Annotated in this window: 29 protein-coding genes; 10 read left to right on the top strand and 19 right to left on the bottom strand. The window is 70.4% G+C overall.

Features of this window, described 5'->3' with window-relative positions; all coding sequences use genetic code 11:
* Positions 1 to 2 precede the first annotated feature (2 nt).
* Entirely contained in the window at positions 3 to 392 is a 390-nt protein-coding gene (locus IF06_RS0103860) for a VOC family protein (RefSeq protein WP_013285902.1), read from the top strand.
* 90 nt (positions 393 to 482) lie between these two features.
* Here IF06_RS0103860 and IF06_RS0103855 read toward each other — a convergent pair whose 3' ends face one another.
* The 4 genes from IF06_RS0103855 to IF06_RS0103835 form a co-directional block, all read right to left on the bottom strand.
* Complete coding sequence (locus IF06_RS0103855) at positions 483 to 890, bottom strand: VOC family protein (protein WP_013285901.1); 408 nt, start codon at positions 888 to 890, stop codon at positions 483 to 485.
* A 9-nt stretch (positions 891 to 899) separates the two neighbouring features.
* Positions 900 to 1646 (bottom strand): dienelactone hydrolase family protein, encoded by a 747-nt coding sequence (locus IF06_RS0103850; protein ID WP_013285900.1) that lies wholly within the window; start codon positions 1644 to 1646, stop codon positions 900 to 902.
* Positions 1647 to 1997: 351 nt separating this feature from the next.
* Positions 1998 to 2366, bottom strand: a complete 369-nt coding sequence (locus tag IF06_RS0103845; RefSeq protein ID WP_013285899.1) for a YciI family protein — start codon at positions 2364 to 2366, stop codon at positions 1998 to 2000.
* Positions 2367 to 2636: 270 nt separating this feature from the next.
* Positions 2637 to 3494 (bottom strand): PhzF family phenazine biosynthesis protein, encoded by an 858-nt coding sequence (locus tag IF06_RS0103835; RefSeq protein WP_030269037.1) that lies wholly within the window; start codon positions 3492 to 3494, stop codon positions 2637 to 2639.
* A 100-nt stretch (positions 3495 to 3594) separates the two neighbouring features.
* On the opposite strand from IF06_RS0103835, the gene IF06_RS0103830 reads away from it, so the two are divergent.
* Complete coding sequence (locus IF06_RS0103830) at positions 3595 to 4062, top strand: SAM-dependent methyltransferase (protein WP_013285896.1); 468 nt, start codon at positions 3595 to 3597, stop codon at positions 4060 to 4062.
* Between the two features lie 96 nt (positions 4063 to 4158).
* On the opposite strand, the gene IF06_RS0103825 is transcribed toward IF06_RS0103830, so the two are convergent.
* Positions 4159 to 4536, bottom strand: coding sequence for an MmcQ/YjbR family DNA-binding protein (locus IF06_RS0103825; protein WP_030269034.1), 378 nt, complete (start codon positions 4534 to 4536; stop codon positions 4159 to 4161).
* A gap of 110 nt (positions 4537 to 4646) precedes the next feature.
* Complete coding sequence (locus IF06_RS0103820) at positions 4647 to 5390, bottom strand: SDR family NAD(P)-dependent oxidoreductase (protein WP_013285894.1); 744 nt, start codon at positions 5388 to 5390, stop codon at positions 4647 to 4649.
* Between the two features lie 165 nt (positions 5391 to 5555).
* Here IF06_RS0103820 and IF06_RS0103815 point away from each other — a divergent pair, with 165 nt between their 5' ends.
* On the top strand, positions 5556 to 6257 hold the full coding sequence (locus tag IF06_RS0103815) for a hypothetical protein (RefSeq protein ID WP_232236614.1): 702 nt from the start codon (positions 5556 to 5558) through the stop codon (positions 6255 to 6257).
* A gap of 60 nt (positions 6258 to 6317) precedes the next feature.
* On the opposite strand, the gene IF06_RS0103810 is transcribed toward IF06_RS0103815, so the two are convergent.
* Positions 6318 to 7070, bottom strand: a complete 753-nt coding sequence (locus IF06_RS0103810; protein ID WP_013285892.1) for a GNAT family N-acetyltransferase — start codon at positions 7068 to 7070, stop codon at positions 6318 to 6320.
* Between IF06_RS0103810 and IF06_RS34930 the strand changes: the two genes are divergently transcribed.
* Together IF06_RS34930 and IF06_RS0103805 are read left to right on the top strand one after the other, a co-directional pair.
* Positions 7057 to 7494, top strand: coding sequence for a DUF664 domain-containing protein (locus IF06_RS34930; RefSeq protein ID WP_198039646.1), 438 nt, complete (start codon positions 7057 to 7059; stop codon positions 7492 to 7494). The two genes, IF06_RS0103810 and IF06_RS34930, sit on opposite strands and share 14 nt — an antisense overlap.
* An 85-nt stretch (positions 7495 to 7579) precedes the next feature.
* Positions 7580 to 8566 carry a hypothetical protein gene (locus IF06_RS0103805; RefSeq protein ID WP_030269031.1) on the top strand — a complete coding sequence of 329 codons (987 nt, stop codon included), beginning with the start codon at positions 7580 to 7582 and terminating at the stop codon, positions 8564 to 8566.
* A gap of 110 nt (positions 8567 to 8676) precedes the next feature.
* Here the strand turns inward: IF06_RS0103805 and IF06_RS0103800 are convergent, their stop codons facing one another.
* On the bottom strand, positions 8677 to 9258 hold the full coding sequence (locus tag IF06_RS0103800) for a dihydrofolate reductase family protein (protein WP_030269029.1): 582 nt from the start codon (positions 9256 to 9258) through the stop codon (positions 8677 to 8679).
* 137 nt (positions 9259 to 9395) lie between these two features.
* Between IF06_RS0103800 and IF06_RS0103795 the strand changes: the two genes are divergently transcribed.
* On the top strand, positions 9396 to 9758 hold the full coding sequence (locus tag IF06_RS0103795; protein WP_030269028.1) for a nuclear transport factor 2 family protein: 363 nt from the start codon (positions 9396 to 9398) through the stop codon (positions 9756 to 9758).
* Positions 9759 to 9900: 142 nt separating this feature from the next.
* Positions 9901 to 10554 (top strand): Type 1 glutamine amidotransferase-like domain-containing protein, encoded by a 654-nt coding sequence (locus IF06_RS0103790; protein WP_030269027.1) that lies wholly within the window; start codon positions 9901 to 9903, stop codon positions 10552 to 10554.
* 6 nt (positions 10555 to 10560) lie between these two features.
* On the opposite strand, the gene IF06_RS0103785 is transcribed toward IF06_RS0103790, so the two are convergent.
* Together IF06_RS0103785 and IF06_RS33525 are read right to left on the bottom strand one after the other, a co-directional pair.
* The gene (locus IF06_RS0103785; RefSeq protein WP_030269026.1) at positions 10561 to 11493 is read right to left on the bottom strand and encodes an AEC family transporter; all 933 of its coding nucleotides are present in this window, start codon (positions 11491 to 11493) and stop codon (positions 10561 to 10563) included.
* A 7-nt stretch (positions 11494 to 11500) separates the two neighbouring features.
* Positions 11501 to 11638, bottom strand: coding sequence for a hypothetical protein (locus tag IF06_RS33525; RefSeq protein ID WP_157551451.1), 138 nt, complete (start codon positions 11636 to 11638; stop codon positions 11501 to 11503).
* A gap of 255 nt (positions 11639 to 11893) precedes the next feature.
* Here IF06_RS33525 and IF06_RS0103775 point away from each other — a divergent pair, with 255 nt between their 5' ends.
* The 3 genes from IF06_RS0103775 (at position 11894) to IF06_RS0103765 (ending at position 14149) form a co-directional block, all read left to right on the top strand.
* Positions 11894 to 12859, top strand: a complete 966-nt coding sequence (locus IF06_RS0103775) for a hypothetical protein (RefSeq protein WP_030269025.1) — start codon at positions 11894 to 11896, stop codon at positions 12857 to 12859.
* 102 nt (positions 12860 to 12961) lie between these two features.
* The gene (locus IF06_RS0103770) at positions 12962 to 13546 is read left to right on the top strand and encodes a GIY-YIG nuclease family protein (RefSeq protein WP_030269023.1); all 585 of its coding nucleotides are present in this window, start codon (positions 12962 to 12964) and stop codon (positions 13544 to 13546) included.
* A gap of 90 nt (positions 13547 to 13636) precedes the next feature.
* A complete protein-coding gene (locus tag IF06_RS0103765; RefSeq protein ID WP_030269022.1) occupies positions 13637 to 14149 on the top strand; it encodes a hypothetical protein in 513 nt (170 codons plus the stop codon).
* A gap of 46 nt (positions 14150 to 14195) precedes the next feature.
* On the opposite strand, the gene IF06_RS33845 is transcribed toward IF06_RS0103765, so the two are convergent.
* The 9 genes from IF06_RS33845 to IF06_RS0103720 all read right to left on the bottom strand — a co-directional run bounded on the left by IF06_RS33845 (position 14196) and on the right by IF06_RS0103720 (position 22085).
* Positions 14196 to 14369 (bottom strand): hypothetical protein, encoded by a 174-nt coding sequence (locus IF06_RS33845; RefSeq protein WP_186461637.1) that lies wholly within the window; start codon positions 14367 to 14369, stop codon positions 14196 to 14198.
* On the bottom strand, positions 14366 to 14584 hold the full coding sequence (locus tag IF06_RS0103755) for a hypothetical protein (RefSeq protein WP_030269020.1): 219 nt from the start codon (positions 14582 to 14584) through the stop codon (positions 14366 to 14368). The genes IF06_RS33845 and IF06_RS0103755 overlap by 4 nt, the downstream gene beginning before the upstream one ends.
* On the bottom strand, positions 14581 to 14757 hold the full coding sequence (locus IF06_RS33840) for a hypothetical protein (protein WP_170215103.1): 177 nt from the start codon (positions 14755 to 14757) through the stop codon (positions 14581 to 14583). The genes IF06_RS0103755 and IF06_RS33840 overlap by 4 nt, the downstream gene beginning before the upstream one ends.
* Entirely contained in the window at positions 14754 to 14984 is a 231-nt protein-coding gene (locus tag IF06_RS0103745; protein WP_030269018.1) for a hypothetical protein, read from the bottom strand. The genes IF06_RS33840 and IF06_RS0103745 overlap by 4 nt, the downstream gene beginning before the upstream one ends.
* A 100-nt stretch (positions 14985 to 15084) precedes the next feature.
* Positions 15085 to 16281, bottom strand: coding sequence for a helix-turn-helix domain-containing protein (locus IF06_RS0103740; RefSeq protein WP_232236613.1), 1197 nt, complete (start codon positions 16279 to 16281; stop codon positions 15085 to 15087).
* A gap of 101 nt (positions 16282 to 16382) precedes the next feature.
* Entirely contained in the window at positions 16383 to 17441 is a 1059-nt protein-coding gene (locus IF06_RS33520) for a DUF6414 family protein (protein ID WP_145823429.1), read from the bottom strand.
* Between the two features lie 64 nt (positions 17442 to 17505).
* A complete protein-coding gene (locus tag IF06_RS0103730; RefSeq protein WP_030269013.1) occupies positions 17506 to 19326 on the bottom strand; it encodes an acyl-CoA dehydrogenase in 1821 nt (606 codons plus the stop codon).
* A 16-nt stretch (positions 19327 to 19342) separates the two neighbouring features.
* Positions 19343 to 20803 carry an ATP-binding protein gene (locus IF06_RS0103725; protein ID WP_030269012.1) on the bottom strand — a complete coding sequence of 487 codons (1461 nt, stop codon included), beginning with the start codon at positions 20801 to 20803 and terminating at the stop codon, positions 19343 to 19345.
* Positions 20804 to 20891: 88 nt separating this feature from the next.
* A complete protein-coding gene (locus IF06_RS0103720; RefSeq protein ID WP_030269010.1) occupies positions 20892 to 22085 on the bottom strand; it encodes an alanine--tRNA ligase-related protein in 1194 nt (397 codons plus the stop codon).
* Positions 22086 to 22507: the final 422 nt, after the last annotated feature.

The following is a 22507-nucleotide window of genomic DNA, read 5'->3' as shown; positions in this document are numbered from 1 at the left end:
GGGTGATCCCTGTGCCGCTCGGGCGGCTCCACCATCTGATCGTCGACTGCCCGGATCCGATGGCCGAGGCGCGGTTCTGGAGCGCGGTCCTCGGCGACCCGATCACGTACGCGGACGACGACTTCACCGTGGTGTCGGCGAGTACGGCGGCGTCCGGGCTGGCGTTCCAGCGCGCCCCCGGGCTGACGCCGTCGACGTGGCCGGATCCGGCCGTGCCGCAGCAGATGCACCTCGACGTGATGGTCGACGACCAGGACGCGGCGGGCGAGGCGGTGCTCGCCCTGGGCGCGCGGCGGTTGCCGGGCGACCACGTGTACGCCGACCCGGCGGGCCACCCGTTCTGCCTGATCCGGCGCCCCACCTGGGCGTCGCCGGTGGGCGGGTCCGCGTGACGCACCGAGATCGGGCGTCGAGGCTCCGCGCGCTTCAGGCACCCCGGCGGCCCCTGGCACAGCTGGACCGCGAGCTGGCAGGGCAAGGACCTACGGCTGCTGCGAGGAATCCTGGTAGGAGATGAACTCCAGCAGGCTTCCGTCCGGGTCGCGGAAGTAGACGCTGGTCCCGGCGCCACCGGCGCCGACCCGCCGGACCGGTCCCGTCTCCACCTCGACGTCGTGCCGCCGCAGGTGCGCCACCGCCTCCTCGATCGGCCCGGCCCAGACGAAGCAGATGTCGCTGTTGCCCGGGCGGACCGGGACTCGGGCGACGTTGCCGCCGAGGTCGAGACCCGGCCCGTGCACGCTCAACTGGTGGGGGCCGATCCGGAAGGCGACGCGGTCGCCGCCGACGCCGATCACCTCGGCGCCGACGACGTCGCGATAGAAGTCGGTGGCGGCCCGCCAGTCGGACACGGCGATGACGACGTGGTCCAGTCCGGTCACGGGCGTCATGCGTCCACCCTATGAGCTCGGCGGCGTCCGCAGGTGCCGGCCGAAGAACCGGTTCGCGGACTCCCCCTCGAACCGCGGTACGCCCGTGTGGCCGCCCATGTTGGCGTGCAGCGTCTTCTCCGCCGAGCCGAAGGCGTCGAACAGGTCCAGCGCCATCTGCCGGTCGTTGCCCTCGTCGTCCCACTGCAACAGGACGTGCAGCGGGATGGTGACCCGCCGCGCCTCGGCGAACATCGCTCGCGGCACGAAGCTCCCGGCGAACAGGACCGCGGCCACGATGCGCGGTTCGACCACCGCCAGCCGTACGCCGATCGAGATCACCCCGCCGGAGTAGCCGACCGGACCGCCGATCTCCGGCAGTGCGAGGAGGGCGTCCAGCACGGCCCGCCACTCCGGGACCGCCTTCTCCACCAGCGGCAGGACGAGCCGGTCGACGATGTCGTCGGTGACCGGCTCGCCTGCCGCCAGTGCCCGCCGCAGGTCGGCGCGGGCCTGCTCGGCGGCGGCGGACGCGGGCCGGTCCCCGCCGCCGGGCAGTTCGAGGGTGGCCGCCGCGAAACCCTGCGCCGTGCAGTCGCGGGCCCGGGCCACCAGCCGGGGGTACATCCGGCGCAGTCCGCCCGGGTGGCCGAGCAGGATCAGCGGGGCCGACGTGGGCGCGGATGCGGGCGTCCACAGGATGCCCGGGATCTCGCCGAGGGTGAACTCACGTTCGCGGACGCCGTCGGCGAGGCGCTGGTCGGAGACGAATCGCATGGTCGTGCCTTTCGGGAGTGCGACGGCGCTCCCGGACGACCTGTCGCCCGGCCGTGACCCCCGAGGGGAGCACCCATGTCGATACTGCGGTCACGGGTACCACCTCCCTCGTTCTCCGGCACGGCCATCGGCAAGTTAACAGCGCTCGCCGGGACCGCCAACCGGTTTTCGCCGCACCCGGCCATCCGACGCGCACCGAGGGGAAGCGACTCGCTCCCGAGTTCACGCAAGCGGGCCGGGCGTCTTTCCCGGTGCGGTTCGACGACTGCCGCGACCTGGCTAACGATCACGGAGGGCATGGCTGCCGTCCGGTGCCACGCCCACCCCGTCATCGCGTCGACTTCGGACCTGTCACCGGCCCGCCGTGCGGAGCATCGCCTCCGTCTCGGGGTCGGGCATGATCTCCCGGACCTCCTGGGCGCAGCGGCACGAGACGGCGATCTTGGCAGCCCACTTCAGCGCCTCGTCGCGTGAGGCCACGTCGAGGACCACGAAACCGCCGATGACCTCCTTGGTCTCCGGGAACGGCCCGTCGGTGACCGCCCCGTCCGTACCGACGATGCTCGCCTGCTGGCGTTCGAGCCCGGTGCCGTACACGAACACGCCCGCGTTCACGGCCTCCTGGATGACCGCGTGCGCGTCCTTGCCCACCTCGGGGATCTCCTCGACGGGGATGTGGTCCATCGCGCCGTCGTTGAACGAGATCAGGTACCGCGGCATGCCATGACTCCCTTGTCCGGGCGGCCCGGTCAGGCCGCCTCTCACCCGTACTACGAACGAGCCGCCCGGTATCCGACGTCATGGACCCAGTGGGTCCAGTCGCTCTGCGACCGGCGCGGGGTGTCGGGTGAGGAGGGCGGTTCGCTGATCACCGAGAGGCGGAAACCCGCGCCGGTGAACGCCTTCGTCATCGCGTGCAACGGCCGGTGCCAGTAGGTGAGCGTGGCCCGCTGCCCGTCGAAGTGACGAAACCGCCGTAGTGGTCCGGCCTCATCGCACGTCCTCCTCAGGGATGGGCACGGCGGTGCCGGTCACCGCGATCCCGGCACCTTGTCCGGCGGGGATGCCGACGGTGAGCAGGCTCGGACGCCCCATGTCCTCGCCCTGCCGCACGGTCACGGTCGCGGGCGGCTGCACCAGGCCAAGCTCGCGCAGGTAGCCGCCGAACGCGGCGGCCGCCGCCCCGGTCGCGGCGTCCTCGACCACACCGCCGGGCGGGAACGGGTTGCGCGCGTGGAACACCAGCGGGGACTCCCGGTGCACCAGGTCGATCGTCGTCCAGTCACGGTCGGCCATCAGCGCGCTCAACGCCGCCATGTCGTAGTCCAGGTCCGCCAGGCGTTGCCGTGTCGCGGCGGCCACGATCGGATGCCAGGCCCCGGCGTACGCGACACGCGGCGGCAGCGTCGCGTCGAGATCGTCCGGCGACCAGCGCAGTGCGGCGAGCAGCACCGCGAGGTCCTCAGCGCTCATGGGCTCGGTGCGCGGCGCGACGCTGGTCAGCGTGGCGGTGGTGGTGCCGTCGGCCTGCACGCTCGTGGCGACCTCGACCAGTCCGGCGCGGGTGTCCAGGTGCAGCACGCCGGGGCCGTGCCGCTCGGCGTACGCGACCGCCGACGCGATCGTCGCGTGGCCGCAGAACGGCACCTCCGCCTTCGGGCTGAAGTAGCGCACAGTGAACCGGCCGTCCCCGCCCGCGGGCACGAGGAACGCCGTCTCGGAATAGCCGACCTGCGCCGCGACCTGCTGCATCTCGGCGTCGCCCGCACCGGTGGCGTCCAGGACGACACCGGCCGGATTGCCACCGGCGGGGTCGGCGGTGAACGCCGCGTATCGGAGAACGTCCATGATCATGAGCCTAGCGCCGGCCGTCCGGCTCGTGTGCCCCGTGACCGGCTCACGGCGACACGGGGCCCCGGAGCGATCGATGCGGAACTAGTCTCCGGTCATGAGCGGCTTCGAGATCACTGCGATCGGCACGGTCCGCAACGACCGGACGGACATCCAGCACAGCGACAACTGGGGTGCCGTCCGCAGCACGATCGTCGTCGACGAGCGCTTCGGCGAGGCATGTCTCCAGGGCCTGGAGGAGTTCTCCCACGTGGAGGTCCTGTTCGTCTTCGACCGGTTCCCGGACGACGGCGACCACCGCGAGCCCCGCCCCTACCGGGGCCGGGCCGACCTGCCGCCGATGGGCGTGTTCGCCGGCCGTGGCCCCCGCCGGCCGAACCGGATCGGCGTGACGTGCTGCCGGATCGAGTCCGTCGACGGCCGCGAACTGACGGTGGTGGGCCTCGACGCCGTGTCAGGCACGCCCGTCATCGACCTGAAGCCGGTGCTCGAGGAGTTCGTCCCCGCGAACGTCCGGCAGCCGGAATGGGTCAGCAGCATGATGTCCGAGTACTTCCGGCCGTAGTGGCCTTTGCCTGCCTCCCGGACCACGCTGCCGGGTCTGGTGAAGCACGCGACCCTCGTCGAGAAGGTCTGGTTCGACGAAGCCCGATCGCCGGCGTCACCCGCCGGCGGCCTCGTCGGGGTCACCGGCGAACGAGTCGGGGGCACGCATCCGCCACGCGTCGGTGACCAGCTCCGTCAGACGCTCGACGCCGACGTGCGCCAGCCGCAGCATGACCAGCGGTGACCCGTCGTACGCAGGCGTGGTGAAGAAGAGGTCGGGCTCGCCGAGGAGCAACGCCTGCTTCTCCGCCTCGTCGCCCACGTACAGCACGGCGATGTCGGTGCGAATGCGCCGCGGTCTGCCGGGCGTCCGCTCGGGATAGGACCAGACGAACCCCTTGCCCGCGACCCGGAAGTCGAAGCCGTCACTGTCGATCTCGACCACGTGGGGCAACGACAACGCCACCCGGCGGACGTCGTCCGCGTCAACCATGACGGTCACCAGGGGACACCGCCTTCCACACCGGCACAGCCTAGCCGCCGCTCCGCCCCGCGGTGGGCAGGCCACCGACGCCCGGTCACGACCCCGGCCGTTCCCGAAGGTCAGATGGTGAATCCGCCGTCGACGTTCACAGTCGCCCCCGTGACGTAGCGCCCGTCCGGGCCGGCGAGGAACGCCACCGCGGCGGCCACGTCGGCCGGCTGCGCGTAGTGGCCGAGCGCGGTGAACCCGTTGATCGTGTCGGCGTTCGGACCGTCGGCCGGATTCAGCTCCGTGTCCGTGGCACCGGGGTTCACCAGGTTCACGGTGATCGCCCTGCCGCCGAGTTCGCGCCCGAGCGCCTTGGTCAGGCCGATCAGGGCGGTCTTGCTCATCGCGTACAGCGAGAAGCCCGGGAAGACCGTCCGCTCGGCCGTGTTGCTGCCGATGTTGACGATCCGTCCACCGGCCGACATGTGGCGCACCGCGGCCTGCGTCGCGACGAACGGCGCCCGGACGTTGACCGCGACGGTCTGTTCGAACTCGTCGAGACTCAACTGCTCCAGCGGCCCGAGCAGGAACGCGCCCGCGTTGTTGACCAGGATGTCCAGCCTGCCCAGCTCACCGACCGCCCGGTCCACCGCCGCGATCACCGCCGCCGGGTCGGCGCTGTCGGCCCGCACGGCGATCGCCCGCCGACCCGCGGCCCTGATCCGGTCCACCACGTCGTCGGCGCGTCGCTGATTCTGCTGGAACGTCAGCGCCACGTCGGCGCCGTCCTCGGCCAGGCGCAGGGCCACCGCCGCGCCGATGCCACGGCCACCGCCGGTGACGAGAGCTACCTTGCCGTCGAGTGCGTTGTTCATGCGGGAAAGCCTGGTCGACGACGGGCCGGCTGTCCGGCGGGGATCGGACGCCGCGTTCGCGACCCCTCACGGACGTCACGAGCGGCCTGGCTGAAATCCACCTTCTCTTCCCGAACCTCTGTCTCCCGCTGCTTCCCGGAAGGGCGCGGATGGCAAGCTGCCATGATGCTGGTGGAGCCGAGCGGTGACTACTCCTGGCTTTTCGACCTGGTCGCGAGCGACCGGGGCACGCGTCACCAGGCGCTGGCCCGTCACCAGGCAGCCCTCGCCGCGGCGAGCGACGCGCTGGACGAGTGGAACGGCCTGTGGTCGGCGCACTACCGGTCGAGGTCCAGTCAGGCTCGGCTCCAGGCGGCGATGGACGAGGCGCACGCCCGCCTTTGCCGGCATCAGGGGCAGACGATCGATGCTCCTCTCGGCGCCTTCCGGGACTCCCCTGACGACGACCTCGACAGACGCGCCCGGTGGGCGCCGTACGCCGTCCTGTACCTGCAGTGGGAGACGGACCATCCCGACGAGTGGGGAGCGCGGGAGTCGTCGATGTGGTCCCGCTGGGGGACGAAGGAGGTGCTCCTGCACCGATTCCGTCGGGCCGGCGTCCCGGAGGGCGTCGAGCCACAGCTCGCCGCGTTGACCCTCGCGGCGCTGAGGCGCCCGTACCGGTGCAAGGACTGGATGTACGCGGGCCTGGTCCGTCATTTCTCCGACCCGCTGTTCTTCCACGAGGTGGAGACGCTGACGTACGCCGACGATCCCCTGGTTCGGCTGCGGGCGCAGTTCGTCCTCCATGTGGCCGAGCATCCGGAGCGGAATGTCACCCGGGTGAGCTGGCGACGTTGGCTCGACGCGAACCAGCTGACCGCCTGATCCCCCCTCACGCCGGCGCGCGAGGGGGGGGTGACTCACCCGGCCCGGGTTCCTCCGTCCTCAGTTCATGGCGATGTAGAGCCGCTGACCGGCGGGCCGGTAGCCCACGCGCTCGTAGACCCGCCACGACTCCGCACCGCCGGCCTCCAGCCAGGCGACCTCCGTACCGGCGCTGAACAGCCGCCGGGTCACCTCGGCGGTGATCGCAGACGCCAGTCCCCGGCGGCGGTACGGCGCGCGAACGGCGATGCCTGCCACCTCGCTGACCGCGCCGACCGGTGCGGCCGCACCGCCGCCGCCCGCGCAGCCACCGCCCTCGGTGACTGCCGTGACGACCACGCCCCCGGCGTCCTGCTGGCGCCGCAGGCGAGCCACGTCGGCATCGGAGGCGACCGGATCGCCGCCGAAGGCCTCGTTCTGCACGCTGACCAGCGCGGCGCGCCGGGAGTCGGTACCCGGTTCGCACAGGCTCAACTGGTCCGGCACGGGTGGCGACGCCAGCGTGCCCGGCACGCAGACCAGGTAGGTGTGCCGGGCTTCCACGGTGAAGCCGGCGGCGGTCAGCAGCGCCTCCAGATCGGGGGCACAACTGGTGACGTACTCCAGACGGGGTCTGCGGTCCGCGGCGCGGAACGCCGCGACCAGGGCGGTGACGTCGGCTGCGGTCACGGCGGCGCCGGGACGCGGCGTCGCGTAGTTGACGTACGGGCTGGTCGTCGTCGGGTCCAGCCCGATCACGAAGGGCCCCACCTCGACGGGCGCGGGCCGGCGGGACAGGTTGACGACGACGGACTGTTGGATGCGGGCATCCATGCTCAACGGGAAACCTCGATGCATGAGAGAAGCTGCGACGGGCGGAGGAAACGTCGGGCCGCCCCGCCGTGTCGCAGGCACGCGACGGTCGTCAGTCGCGTGGTCGACACTCAGGCGGCCGCTCGGCCTACCCGGATCACAGGCGTCATTCCCTCATGCAGAGTGCCCACGCGGTGCGCGTGGCCGACTGCAACCTTGCCCTTCCCGACCTGGACGTGTCAATCGCGTACGGCCGGGCGTCGAGAATCATCTCGCTTGTGGTCCGAGATCGCGGCGAGGTCTTTCGGACGAGACGCCGGCGTCGCAGACCACCGACCTGCGACGGGTCGTTCTGCACGTCATCGAGGAGACCGCTCGGCACGCAGGTCACCTGGACGCCGTACGCGAGCTGATCGACGGGCGCACCGGGCTGGGACCACGCTGAACCGAGCCCGACGAGTGCGGTATGCAGCACGGGCGTCCGCGCAGACGGCCCGACGGGCTCGCCGAAATGGCTCTATGCTGCCGCGATGCAACCCCGCTTGATCAACCAGGTGCGGCTGCCCGGCATGCGGCATGTCACGGAGGCAACCGGCCTCGGCTGGGCGGTCACTGAGCGGGACAGCGTCACCGTCAGCCTGCTCGACCACGACCTGCGTCGCGTGACGCGACTGGCGGCGCCTCTCGACGACCCGCCGATGACGGTCAGTGCCACCCGTCGACTCGTCGCGGCGGGCGACGCGCATCAGATCGTCGTGCTCGACCACGACGGCACGGTTCGGTGGCGCAGCAGCTGGGATCGGCTCGGCGGCAGCGCCGGCGCCGGCGCCGGCTTCCACCTCGACGGCGACCATGTCCTCTGGATCCGTCTGGGCGACACCGCGGAACTTGTCGCCGTCCACGGTGTGAGCGGCACGGAGATCCATCGCACGCCGCTGCCCGGTCCCGAGGCCGCCTGGTTCATGCACTCACCCGAGGGCGTCTGGACCGGCTTGACGCTGCTCGATCCCTCCCGGTCACGCGCCATGCTCATCCGGCTCGACGCCGAGCGCATCGTGTCCCGGCCGCTGGCCGGTGGCGGTCTCGCCGGTTTCAGCCCGGCAGGCGGCCGCTACCTGACCCAGACGCTCGACGGGTTCCTGTCCGTCCGCGACGTCGCCTCCGGTGCCGTCATCACAGAACGACACCTGGAAGACCTGCCGGGCACGCCGCCGAGCCTCCCGAGCTGCCGACACGTGGACCGTGCGGTGTTCCTGAGCGAGAAGCTGATCCTCGCCGCTCTGAACACCGCAGACCTGCCGAACAGCGCCGAGGGTCATCTACTGCTGTCGGCGCTCAGCCTCCGGTGCCGCTCCCAGGTGCGCTACCCGCACCACCACGGATCCGGCGCCGTCCACCCCTCGTACCGGCCAGGCCGATGGCTCACCCGTCATCATGAGGACGATCAGCTCCGGCTGTGGCAGCTCGGCGCTCGCCTCGACGACGAGCCGATGCCGGGCCAACTCGCACTGCTCTGACGGCACCGCCCTGCCGACGTACCCGTTCGGCGTCGGACACGCGTCCGCTGCCGCCGGCCAGCAGCGCGTGGTGGGTGGACGCCGGTGTCGGCAGCCGCGGATCAGAGCGGTCAACGGCGCACCCGATAGCGCAGGTGAAGCACCCGGTTGCCCTGAATCACCACGTCGGGATCCTCCAGCAGGTGCTGCGCGTCGACCGACCCGAAGTAGCGTTTGCCGGACCCGAGCACCACGGGTACGACGTCCATGCGTACCTCGTCGACCAGGCCCGCGGCGAGCACCTGGCCTCCGACGTCGCCGGCGGCGACCTCGACGATGCGGTCACCGGCGAGTTCCTGCGCCTTGGTCACGGCTGCCTCGACGCCGTCGACGAAGTGGAACGGCGCCTCGGCGTCCCAGCCCTCGGGCGCCGGCCGGTGCGTCACGACGACCACGTGGTCGATCCCGCTCGGCGGCTTCCCGTCCCAGCCGTCGGTCAGGTCGAAGACGTGCCGGCCGACGACCGTCACCCCGATCTGGTCCCAGTACGGCCGGATGTAGTCGTGGGACGTCTGCGACACCCTCAACGCACCGCTGGCGTCCAACGGGACGTCACCGCTGGTCAACCAGTCGAACAGCGGTCCGGGCTGGTCGTTCTCGTCCGCGACGAAGCCGTCCACCGACACCGAGCTGTACATGACGACAGTGCCCACGGGGCTCTCCTCTGCCTTGGGTGCCCCCAAGTTAGCGGGCCGGGAGCCTACGAACACGATTCCAGCCGGACGCTCGCGCGTTCTGCTGACCGCGAAGTGGGCTTCATGAGGTCTCGTCCACCGGCCATGCTGGCTGGATGGATCCGGCCGGACGCCTTACTCCCCAGGCCCTGCTGACGAACCTCTACGCGGCCTTCAACAGGCGTGACATCCCCACTCTGCTGGCCGCCATGGCGCCCGACGTCTCGTGGCCCAACGGCTGGGAAGGAGGCGTCGTTCGCGGCCGGGACCAGGTGGGTGCCTACTGGCGCCGGCAGTGGGACCAGATCGAGCCCGTCGTCACGCCGACCGCGTTCCGCACGGAGGCCGACGGCCGCATCGCCGTCACCGTTCATCAGGTGGTCCACGACAAGGCCGGAGCGAAGCTCGCCGACCACACCGTCATGCACGTCTACCGCCTGGGCGACGGCTTGGTGACAGAGATGGAGATCCGCGAGTGACGCCACGTCCTCATCGACGTCCGCTGGTCATGCATCCGAATCGGCGATGAGTTTGGTTTCGGTGTCCGGTCTGTATTCCCGTGCACCCGATCTCCCGGCTCTCGGGGGAGAGCGTCATGACCGCTACGCACAGGAGGCAAGCGTGAAACTTCTCCTCACATCCGCAGGCGTCCAGAACCCGAGCATCCGCGACGCGCTGGTCGACCTGCTGGGCAAGCCGATCGCCGAATCCAGTGCCCTCTGCATCCCCACGGCGGCCTACCCGATGGGCGGACCGGCCTCGGCCTGGCGCTTCATCACCGGTCAGACACCGCTCCCGATGAGCGGCCTGGGCTGGAAGTCGCTGGGCGTCCTCGAACTGACAGCGCTGCCCAGCATCGGCCAGGAGCACTGGATCCCCTGGGTCCGGGAGGCCGACGTCCTGCTCGTGCACGGCGGCGACGCGACGTACCTGTGCCACTGGATGCGGCAGTCCGGGCTGGCGGACCTCCTGCCGTCACTGCGGGACACCGTCTGGGTGGGGCTGAGTGCGGGGAGCATGGTGCTGACCCCACGGATCGGTGCGGAATTCGTCGAGTGGCAGTCCGCACCCGACGACCGGACACTGGGGCTCGTCGACTTCTCGATCTTCCCGCACCTGGGCCTCGAACCGGACAACACCATGGCCGCTGCCGAGAAATGGGCGGCCGAGATCGCCGGTCCGGCGTACGCGATCGACGACCAGACGGCCATCAAGGTGACCGACGGCACCGTCGAGGTCGTCTCCGAGGGGCACTGGAGGCGGTTCCCCGCGTAGCGGTGGCTACCCGAGCAGCGTCGCCGCCACGGCCAGTGTGGCCAGCGACAGCGTCGTGGTCACCACCACCGCCCGGTTGGCCACCGCCTCGCCGACGCCGTACTCCTGGGCGAAGATGAACGTGTTCTGCGCCGTCGGCAGGCCCGCGCACACCACCACGGCGAGCAACTGTGGCGCGGACAGGTGCAGGGCCAGCCCGGCCGCGTACGCGATGACCGGCTGCGCGACCAGCTTCAGCGCGCTGACCGCGGCCAGCTCGGCCGCCCCGGCCGGCTCGGCCGGTTCTGCCCGCGACGGCGCCGTGCGGTGCAGCGACGCGCCGAGCGCGACCAGGGCGGCCGGAACCGCGGCACCGGACAGCAGCGTCAGCGGCGCGGCGGCCGCCGACGGCAGGCGCAGGCCGGCAGCCGAGCACGCGACACCGAGCAGCGACGCCAGGATCACCGGGTTGCGTACGGGCAGGGAGGCGATCCGGCGCACCCTGATCCGCCCGGCCGGGTCGCTGTGCCGGTCCAGGGCGACCAGGATCACGGGCGCCGCCACCAGCACCTGCAGCAGCACCACCACCGCCAGGAACGACACGTCGCCGAGAACCTGCGTCGCGATCGGGATGCCGAGGTTCGCCGAGTTCACGTACCCGGCGGCCATGCCCCAGATCGGCCGTTCGCCGGGCTCGCGACCGAACAGCCGGCTCGCGCCGGCCCACCCGAACCCGACGACCGCGACGGTGCTCACCGCGAAGGCGAGCAGCGAGCGGCCGGCGAACCCGGACAGCGGCATCCGGGACAGGGCCAGGAACAGGGCGGCCGGCATCGCAAGGTGGAACACGAACCGGCCGAGCACCGACGCCGCCGCCTCGCCCAGCAGGCCCCAACGGCAGGCCGCGTAGCCGACCGCGGTGAGGATCCAGATGGGTACGAACGCCGACACCAAGCTCATACGGGAGTCACCGGCGAGCGTCGCGCCAGGTCAGGGACCGGCGGACGTCCGGAGCGTACGAGCCGAGAAGCCCGGCGACGATCTCCACCTGGGCGCGGGTGTGCTGGACCTGCCGCCGGGTGAGCCCGGTTCCGTGACACTCCACCGCACTCTCGCCGGTCTTCAGGTACACCGCGCGTCCACGGTGCCTACCAAGCCGACGGGCAGCCCAGGGCTGGCCACGCGTACATCGATCGGGAAGCCACGCGTTCAGCCTCGCATCGCCCTCGGGACAGGGCCAGCGCTCACGGCTCTGCGGATGAGCGGATGGCACTGGGCGCTGCTGCAAAACCTTGTCCCGCCGGGTAGCGGCCGAATGCATGATCCACAACGCGCGAGAGATCCACTACCCTGCACCGCTGTGCGGCTCTTCAAGAAAAAGCAGAAGCTCTCGGGCGGCGAGTTCGCGTTCGGCGGCTTCCTCGACGACGAGTCAGAACTCTTGAACGAGGCGCTGCTGGATCGCGAGTGGGACGCGGCCCGCAGGATCCTCGCTGCGGCCGACAAAGAGCACTTCATGTACTACGTCGCGGTGGCTGCCGCTACCCCCGGTGTCGAGGAGTGGATCGACGGACCAATACGGGCCCAGCCGGATGATCCGCTGCCGCTACTCATCGGCGGCGCCCGCGCGATCTCCTGGGCCGGCGAAGCCCGCGGCGACGGCTGGGCCAACACCGTACCCAAGGAGGCCTGGCCCGTCTGGTTCCAGCGCCTCGAACTCGCCGAAAACCTGCTCGATCAGGCCCTGGACCGCCATCCAGCAATGGCCGACGCGTGGCGCTACAAGATCGCCCTGAGCCGCTACCGCCAGCTACCGGCCGTGGAGCGTTGGCGGCGATTCAATCGACTTATCGAGATCGATCCGTCACATCTGTTCGGGCACGAGGAAATGCTCGACTGCCTGTTGCCCAAGTGGGGCGGCAGCTGGGACGCAGCGTTCCGCTTCGCCCGGGAGCGAACCGCGGCCCGCCCCGCTACCAACGTCCCCTTAGTGATCATGAAGGTGCATCGCAACTTCCGCTGGGAGGGCGAGAACGGGGAAAACCGGTACTACCAACGGCCGGACGTTGCCTCGGAGATCTACGACGCGGCCGAGCAGTCGTTCTGGCATGACGACTACGAGACCACAACCCTGACACCGATCCTCTGGAACTATTTCGCCTTCGCGCTGACCTACGGCCGGTACTTCAAGCAGGCCTGCACCCTCTACGACGCCATCGGCAGCGACTTCGTCCGCAAGGAACCGTGGCATACCGCCGAGCACTACCGCGATATGCGCGACTGGGCCCGCAAGGAAGCCGCCGACCCCCACTACCACGACGAGTGAGCCCAACCCAGTTCGTGAACGTCGCCTGCTGATTGCCCTACCGGCATCCAGGAGTCTTGCGGGAAGGATCCCCACCCGATCTCGACCCGCCCAGCGCCTAGGATGGTCCCGGTGACCATCCCCGAACGGCGATCCGCCGACGTCCCGACCGACGAAGCCCGGGTCGACGAGGCCCTGCGGTTGCTCTCCGGCGTGCCGGTCGCGCTCGAAGTCGCCGTCAAGCGGCTCAGCCGTGGCAGCGGCGTCTACGCCTGGTGGGCTGCTCCCTCGGTCCTCCCGGACCTCCCCGGGCCGCCGAACGACAGCGACCCGTCGCGGCGGATGCTCTATCTCGGCCGGGCGACCAGCCTGCGGGGCCGGATCCTGCGCAACCATCTGCGGCGTTCGGGCAGCTCGACCCTGCGCCGTACGCTGGCCGGCCTCCTCGTGTCCGAGGGCTACCGCACCACCTGGACCGACCGCGTCGTCCTGGTGCCCGAGGACGAGACGCGGCTGACCGCGTGGATGCACGAGCACCTGCGCCTGACCTGGGCGGAGGACCCCGAGCCGACGATCATCGAGGCCGAACTCGTCAGGCGTCTGCACCCGCCGCTCAACGTCCACGGCGTCGACCCCGAGCACATCCAGGCCGCAGTGGTCGCCGCCAAGAACTCGTACAACGGCAGCAGCGGCCCGGCCCAGCCCTAGCACACGCCGTAGCCCACGGTGCTACTCGGCGCATCCGCAGGCCTGAATTGGAGTAGCCGCGTTCGGTCCCAGGTCCGATATCGTCGCGCCGTGGCACAGACGAGGCAGTACGCCTATGTCGGGCCGGCGGAGTTCCGTGACCGGGCGGTCGCGGTGGACGCTGTCACCGTGGACTCGATCGCCTCGCTCGACGAGTGGCTGGCCGGGCGTGACCCTGGGGACCTCGTCGAACCGGTCACGTTCGTCGTTGATCTCGATGGCGTGCTCAGACTGGCGCCGCGTCGAAGCGAACACATCGCCCTTGCTGGTGGGCGGGACGTGCTCGCCGCAGGTGAGATGGCGTTTGCTCTGGCCGGTGGCGGCTGGCGCGCCAGCGAGGTCACGAACCAGTCGACCGGCTACTGCCCCGATCCGGACTGCTGGCCCGCTGTGGCGGAGGCACTTGACCGAGTCGGCGTACCGCACCCTGGTCGCTTCACCGACCAGGTGATCTTCCGTCGTTGCCCCAGCTGCGGCGAGCGCAACATCGTGCGGGATGACGACTTCACGTGCGCCCTGTGCGGTGACACCCTGCCCGCACGATGGAACCTGACGTCCGACTGATCGCGTCCGGCACCAAGCCGACAATCCGCCGCCCGATCAGCCGGAATCACATGATCCGCCGAATGCGTACCCTCGGGTGCTCGTTGCGGAGGTGACCCAGCTTGTGCTGGCGGACCTGCTCCTCCCACACCTCCTGGTCGTACTCCGGATCCGGCGCCATCCACCGATGCGACCCGTCGCTGTAGTGGAACTTCTCGTCCCCTGCCCGCAACACGCTCACCGCAGCCACCCCAGGAACCGCCTGTGCAACGTCCCGGCCGGCGCCCAGCTCAGATCCGCCGTCGCCCGCACCAACTGCGCCCCCAGGTACACCGCCAGCGACACCGGCGCACCCTCGTACTCCGCAAGAAGCTCCCGCCGCCGCGTCGCGCACGGCCACGGCGCACCGCACCCGCCGCACGTCCAGATCGGCAGCACCGGCCCGTGGGTGCTCACCCGCGCACCCCCAGGAAGCGGGCGACGCTCGCGCGCGCCTGCCGGCTGGTCGCCCACGCGACCTGCCAGCAGGGGTACGGAGTCAGCCGCGCCCACCACAGCCGGCAACCCACGCACATCCCGTCCAGACCCCGTACGTGCACCGCCAGGATCGCCTGTTCCGCATTCCTCACTCCGCCAGCTCCGCGTGCCTCGGCGAGCGCCCTTCACGCAGCCGCTGCGCCTGGTCGAGCAATCGCTGCTGCGCGGCCCGTTGCTCACGCTCCTGATATCGCAGCCCGACAGCCGACTGTGGTACCGGACGTCTACGCAGCAGGCGCACCAACTTGTACAGGCCGTACCACCTCAACACCGATTCCGCCTCCTCGACCAGGGTCAGGACGCGGCGCGGAACGCTCACCCGGGCACATTCGGGTGGCGAAAGATCCGCCGCCGCCAGTGACCTGGACACTACGAAGTGTCACGCGCGGCGACGGGGAAGGTTTGTACCCGAGGGAGGACTACCCCTGGATGCCGATCGCCAGCGCCAGTTCACGAGCGTCCTCCCCGACCGTGCCAGGACGATTCGACAGTTCCAGCGCTGCCGTACGGGCATAGGGGTTGTGCCGCACTGTATCGACGCTTTCTCGCAGCGCGCGGCCGAGCAGATGGATAGCCGCCACCTCGCCGCGATCGAGCAGGTGCGCGCGGGCAGCGTCGATCAGCGCTGCCGCGCGACGGGTTCGTGACGGCAGCATCGAGTAGTCCGCCGTGTCGGCACGCCGGATCGCCTCACCCGGGCGGCACAGGTCCGTCTCGATCGTGACGCCGTAGGCCAGGCACGCCGCCGGACCGAACATCAACCACGGATGGGCGTACCTGTCACCGAGCCGGCCGGCCGCTTCCTCGGCGGCATCCCACGCGCGCCATGCCTGCCCCGCACGACCGGCCTTGCTGTGCCCGAGGGCGATGCCGAGCTGCGCCTGTCCCCATCTCGCCAGCTGCTCCGTCCCCGCAGCCGGATCGACCATCGCTGCGGCATCGATGAGCAGGTGTTCCGCGACGTCGATCTGATTCGAGCTGCGGTAAACATGCGCGTAGTACCAGGCGGCCACAGCGATGGCCGCGGGGTCGTCGGCGTCCTGGGCCGCCCGCATGGCCCGGTCGGCGGCGAGCCACACCAGTTCCGGGTAAGGCTGGTGGGCGAGGTACAGCTGCGCGAGGTGGTAGACGCGAGCAAGCTCGACCAGAGCCGACCGGCGTGCCTGCCCGTCCAGCCGTCGAGCGCTGCGCTGGGCGTCGCCAAGGAGCCCTGGCAGGACAGCCGCGACAGCCGAACGCTCGACGCTGGACCGATGCCACAGAGACCACGCCTGGTCGACCAACCCACGCAGCACATCGCTCTGCTTGAGATCGCCCGCCGGAGCAGCCGCCCGCTGCATCGCCGCAGCCACCGTGTCGACATCCGGGTGACCGGCACGAGTCACCGAAGCCACCGGCAGAGACTGGTCACCGGTCAAGTCCGCCAGATCGGAGATGTCGAGCACCTCGGCCAGACGGATGAGCATGGGAAGGCGGGGCGGGAGCAGACGGCCGTTCTCCAGAGCCTTGACCCATTCGGCACTGCGGCCCACCAGGCCGCCGAGGACCGGACGCGTCTTGCCAGCACGCTCGCGGTGCGCCCGAAGTCGGGCTCCGAATGCTGCGGGATTAGTCACGATCCACTCCCCACCTGGGTCACGCGAGCGCATCACGCCGCCAAAATCGACGGTACCCCCGGGGGGACCAGAACGGCACCCCCGAACCAGCAAAAGATCACTCAAATGTAAATTGCTATCGGCACAACTCGGAACGATGTGCCCTCGATTCGCGACGAGAAGGCAGCATCGAAAACGTCGCTTACCGATGGAGTCTCGGCATCCGCGAGCGCGCTCAACTGGGAGCCATCAAGCTTGTTGGCCTGCTCACTGACCGAACGCCGGGCAACATCGAACAACCAATCAACCGCCTCGGGCTTAATCCGGTCAAGCACCTTATTGCGCTTCAGGACCGGCACATCAACTTCACCCGAAGAAGTAACTTTACCCAGCACGGTAAACAGACCGTCCAAGATGCGATCTTCGTCTTCAACAACGAAATGCCGGGTATCACAAATCGTCACCGCAGTTACGGCAGACGACGCCAAGCCAATCTTTCCGTAATACTCCCGAGTCTTCTGACTACGAAAGTCGACCCTGACCGCCTCCGCGATGGCGCGCGCCAACTCCGCGTGAGCCTTCGACCGCTCCATCAACTCGTACGAGAACCGCTGCAGCGAGTCGAAGTCCCCATATTGCGGAAAGACCTTGAAACCGCTACTCTTCACCTGATGATCAGTGATTGCCGCAACCAAGTCAGGCGTCAAGATATCCAGGATCGCATTCAGCTCATTCGCCTTGAATGTCGCTTGATACTCAACAAATTGGCCGGGCAATAGGGCCAGCGCATCCTTTACGCTTTCTACGCGCTTAAGTTTACCCTCGTCCCGTAGCCAGTTGCGGATTACATATAGATAATAAGCTTGCGAGTAAACGAAGTTTTGCTGCGACTTTTGGCTAGCACTGGACGAATCGGAGTTCGAGCCGGTTCGATCACCTCCCAGGTTGGCCCCCACAGCGCCAACTATCGGCACAGTTGCCTTGGCGCTCAACGACGCCTGCCCCTTGCGAACACTCCCCGAATTTTGAGCCTGACCAGTCGCGACTTCCCGACTCTCACTGGAAATAAGGGGCTCACCGAATATCTGCTGAAGGATTCCGCCTACGTGTTCGGCATTTTGATAGATCGACACGGTCGGCTGGTGGGATTTGCTCTCTGTGGCAATAGAGGGATCGTTCACGCTCGCATTCTTACACACGAATCCGCTCCAGTGTGACCTGACACGTCGGCGTCGTGTACCTGCCTCAGAACCAACTCTCGCGCATGTCCAGCGTCGTCCGGTCCAGCCCTTCCAGCAGGTCGAACTGCGCCCCCACCTTCGGCAACTCCCACCGGTAGAAGTACCGCGCCGCCTGCCTCTTCCCCGCCAGGAACTCCCCCTCGGCTCCATCCGGCGACCCCAGCGCCTCCACCGCGAGCACCTGCTCCAGCCACATCCACGCGATCACCACGTGCCCGACCGCCTCCAGGTACACCGAGGCGTTCGCCAGCGCCAGTTCCGGATCACCAGGGGCCCACAACCGCCGTGTCACCACGGCGATCCGGTCCACCGCCGCGCCGAGCTGACCAGCCAGCTCCGAGGCGAACCCCTCGGCCTTCCACGCCCGGGTGACGGTGCCGCGGATCGTCTCCAGCAGCAGTTCCAGCGCTGCCCCGTCGCGCATGGTGACCTTGCGGCCGAGCAGGTCCAGCGCCTGGATGCCGTGGGTGCCCTCGTGGATGGCGTTGAGCCGGTTGTCCCGCCAGTGCTGCTCGACGTCGTAGTCGCGGGTGTAGCCGTACCCGCCGTGCACCTGGATGGCCAGGTCGTTGGCGACAAGGCACCACTGCGCCGGCCAGCTCTTGGTGATCGGGGTGAGCAGGTCCAGCAACAGCTGTGCCCGTTCGCGGTCGGCCTCGGCGGGTGCGGTCTTCTGCTCGTCGAGCAGCCGTCCGCAGTAGAGCACCAGCGCGAGCGCGCCCTCCACGTAGCTCTTCTGCGCCAGCAGCATCCGGCGTACGTCGCTGTGGGCCACGATCGGCACCTGCGGCGTGGTGGGGTCCTTGTCGGCGACCGGCCGTCCCTGCGGGCGCTGGCGGGCGTACGCGACGGACTTCAGGTACGCGGTGTAGCCGAGCGCTGTGGCGCCGGCCCCGATGCCGATGCGCGCCTCGTTCATCATGTGGAACATCACCGCGAGCCCCTGGTGCGGCTGCCCCACCAGGTAGCCGACCGCCCCGGCCCGTCCGTACGGCCGGTGCACGCCCTCGCCGAAGTTCAGCAGCGTGTTGGTGGTGCCCCGGTAGCCGAGCTTGTGGTTGAGCCCGACCAGCACCACGTCGTTGCGCGGCCCGAGGTTGCCGTCGTCGTCGAGCAGCACCTTCGGCACGATGAACAGCGACAGGCCCTTCACGCCGGGCGGTGCGCCAGGGATGCGGGCCAGCACCAGGTGGACGATGTTCTCGGCCAGCTCGTGGTCGCCGCCGGAGATCCACATCTTGGTGCCGACGATCCGGTACGTGCCGTCGTCCTGCGGCTCGGCCCGCGTGGTGAGGTCGGCCAGGGAGCTGCCGGCCTGCGGCTCGGACAGGCACATGGTGCCGAAGAAGCGCCCCTCGACCATCGGGCGTACCCAGGTGTCGATCTGCTCGGCGCTGCCGTGGGCCAGCAGCAGGTTGGCGTTGCCGAGGGTGAGCATCGGGTACGCCGACGTGCCCACGTTGGCGGCCTGGAACCAGGCGAAGGCGGCGGCGGCCACGGTGTGCGGCAGTTGCAGGCCGCCGACTGACTCGTCCATGGTGGCGGCGAGCAGCCCGGTCTCGGCGAACGCCTCCAGGGCGGCCTTGACCTGCGGGATGGTCCGCACGCGCTGCCCGTCGAACGTGGGTTCGCCGGTGTCGGCGGCCCGGTTGTGCGGGGCGAACCGTTCGGCGGCGACCCGGGCGGCGAGGTCCAGCACCTCGTCGACGGTCTCGCGGGTGTGCTCGGCGTAGCGGGGCCGCTCGGTCAGCCGGGTCACGTCCAGCCAGTCGTGCAGCAGGAACGCGAGGTCGCGGCGGGACAGCAGCAGATCGGACGAGGACAACGTGGACTCCTTCCGGTCAGCCGCGGCGCAACCCGGCGACGGCCTCCCGCAGGTCATCCTGACCGATCGGAGCCGGTGGCGCACCCTCCGCCGCCTCCCGGAGCGCCTTGGCGAGTTGCACCCGGCGCAGCGCCTCGCGGAGGTCCGCGCCGGTCAGCCCCGCTGTGTCGGCGGCGAGCGCGGCCGGGTCGAGGTCGTCGGCGAACATCCGGAATCCCGGCCGCTCGTGCCGGTCGATCAGCTCGCGGACCATCTTGGTGAGGATCTCCGCGCGCCCGGCCTCGTCCGGCGCGGGAATGGCGATCTTCAGGTCGAAGCGGCCGGAGCGGATCAGCGACGCGTCCACGCGCTGCGGGAAGTTGGTGGTGGCGACCACGATGACGTCGGGGTTCTCCTCGAACAGCGTGTTCATCTCCTGCTTGAAGATGCCCGCGACCGCGTTGACGGCCTGGCTGGCCGCGTCGCCGCCGGCACCGGCGTAGCTGATGATCGAGTCGAACTCGTCGAACAGCATCACGGTGGGCCGCCGGTAGCGGCGCGCCTCCCGGAAGATGCGCTTGATGTTGCGTTCCGAGCCGCCGAGGTACTTGTCCAGGATCTCCGGGGTACGGATCTCCACGAAGTCCGCGCCGACCTCGTTCGCCAGCGCGCGGGCCAGCATCGTCTTGCCGGTGCCCGGCGGGCCGTACATCAGGATGCCCTGCGGCCTGCGCGCGCCCCAGCGGGCCATCGCCTGCGGGTGCCGGAACGACACCGCTACCTCGCGGAACCGCGCGACCACGTCGGGCAGGCCGCCGACCTGGTCGAGGGTCACCGCCGCGCTGCGCGGCCCGGCCACCGTGACCGGTCGCCGCCCCACGAGGTACGTCCGTCCGCGCAGCACCGCCGGCTCCTCGCTGTCGCCGGACAACTCGCGTACGGCCTGGAGCAGCAGGCCCAGCATCGCCCGCAGGTGCGCCGGATCCACGTCGGCGCTGGGCACTTCGGCGCGGATGCGTACCGTGCCGTTGTCCTGGTCGACGCGGGGGCGCAGCCCTGCCTCCTCGGCGGCGCGCAGCACCTCCCGGCCGGCCGGGTCGCGCGGCGGCGCGACGAGCGTGGCGACCGGGCGAGGCCAGATCCGCCGCCCGGCCTCCGCCGCGATCCGGCCCACCGCGGCGGCCGGGCCGTCGCCGCCGCGCGCGGCCAGCCGCTCGGCGAGCAGCAGGCCGACCGGCCCGGCCAGCCCGAGGGCGATCAGGCCCGCCGGTGCGGCCTCCACCCGCAGGTACGCCTCGAAGCGGTGCACCGGCGGCTCGGCGGCGGTGTCGGCGCGCACGGTGCAGCGGACCTCCCGCACCGGGGCGGGGAAGTCGCCGCCGGACAGCAGGTCCACCGGCCCGTCGACGGCGGCGGCGAGCAGCCCGGCCGCGTCGGTGATGCGCACCTCGGCGCCGAGCAGCGGCACCGTCTCCTCGTCCAGCCGTACCTCGGTCATCGGCAGCCCTCTCCTCGCGGCGGCGTCCGCTTCCCTCGCGTGGCGTCCGCCTCCGAGTCTGGCACCGGCCCGGCCGGGCGGCCACCGCTCAGCTCGCCTCGGCGAGCAGGCCGTCGACCAGGTCGCGGGGCAGCCCGTGGGTGTCGTGCAGCCAGTGGTAGTCGCGTTCGGTCAGCGGCCCGCGCGCCCGTACCCGGTCGACGAGCGGCCGTCCGCGTCGCAGCAGCCCGCGGAAGCGGCGTTCCTCGTCCACCAGCGTCGTGTGCAGCGAGCCGACGTCGACCGGCCGCGTGCTCGGATCGGGCACCTGGCGAAAGCGACGCAGCGTGTCCGCGTACACCTGGGGTGGCAGGTCGTCCAGGGTGCGCGCCGGGTCGTCGCGCCACAGCACTGTCAGCGCGCGGCGCAGCAGCCGCCGCAGCACGTACCCGCGGCCGGTGTTGCCGGGGCGTACCCCGTCACCGAGCACGACCACCGCGGACCGCAGGTGGTCGGAAACCACGCGCAGGTCCTCACCGCGCAGGTCCCACCGGTCGCGGACGACGTCCACCCACGGCCGCAGCCCGTCGCCGGTGAACACGGACCGGTCGCCGCGCAGCACCATCTCCAGCCGTTCCAGGCCCATGCCGGTGTCGATGCTGGAGTGCGGCAGCGGCGTGAGCCGCCCGTCGGGGTGCCTGTGGTAGCGCATCTGCACGTGGTTCCACACCTCCACCCAGCGCGTGTCGGTGCTCGGTGTGCCGGTGGGCGGGCCGTCGCCGGTCCACACGAAGATCTCCGAGTCCGGTCCGCAGGGGCCGGTCGGGCCGTTGGACCACCAGTTGTCCTCGCCGAGCGCCTCCACCGGGACGCCGAGCCCGGTCCAGGTGTCCCGCGCGGTGTCGTCCGGGCCGAGCCGGTCGTCGCCGCCGAACACCGTCGCGTGCAGTTCTCCCGCCGGGATGCCGAACCCGTCGGTGAGCAGCTCGAAGCCCCAGCGCAGGCTGGTCGCGATGTCGTAGTCGCCGAGCGACCACGAGCCGAGCATCTGGAACACGGTCAGGTGGGTGCTGTCGCCCACCTCGTCCAGGTCCGTGGTGCGCAGGCACCGCTGCACGTTCGCCAGTCGCCGTCCGCCCGGGTGCGGGCGCCCCAGCAGGTACGGCGTGAGCGGGTGCATGCCGGACGTGGTGAACAGCACCGGGTCGCCGGGTGGCGGAACGAGCGAACTCTCCGGCGCACGCCGATGGTCGTGCCGCTGGTAGTGGTCGAGGAACGTCCGGGTGATCTCGTCGGGTGTCATGGCGGGTGCCTTCCGGGTACGGGTGACCGGACGGCCCGCCGCGCGCGTTCACGGCGTCGACACGACGACGCAGGCGGACCGTTTCCGGTCGCCGGCGTGGGTGTGGGGCAGGTCAGGCGGCGGCAACCGGCGAGCGGGAAGCTCGCGCGGCTGCGGCGGTAAAGGTGCGCCTGCTCTGCATACTCCGACGGTAGCCCGCCCCGCACCGTCCCGCCCAACCCTTTTCCGCGCGCCCGCGTGCCCCGTGCGCCCCGTGCCCCGCGCCCCGCGCCCCGTGCCCCGCGCCGGCGCAAGATCAACGCAACTCCCCCGAGAAGGCGGGGTCACCGGCCCTCGGATGCCGCCATTTCGCCGATCTGGAGTTGACCATGGCCCCTGGAGACGAGGGTGGAACGCCATGGGTGTCAAAACGGGCCGGAGAC

This window comes from Micromonospora globosa (genome assembly GCF_000717585.1).
Classification (GTDB): domain Bacteria; phylum Actinomycetota; class Actinomycetes; order Mycobacteriales; family Micromonosporaceae; genus Micromonospora; species Micromonospora aurantiaca.
Note: the sequence above shows the minus strand (reverse complement) of the source record. Positions and strands in the feature narration are given on the sequence as shown.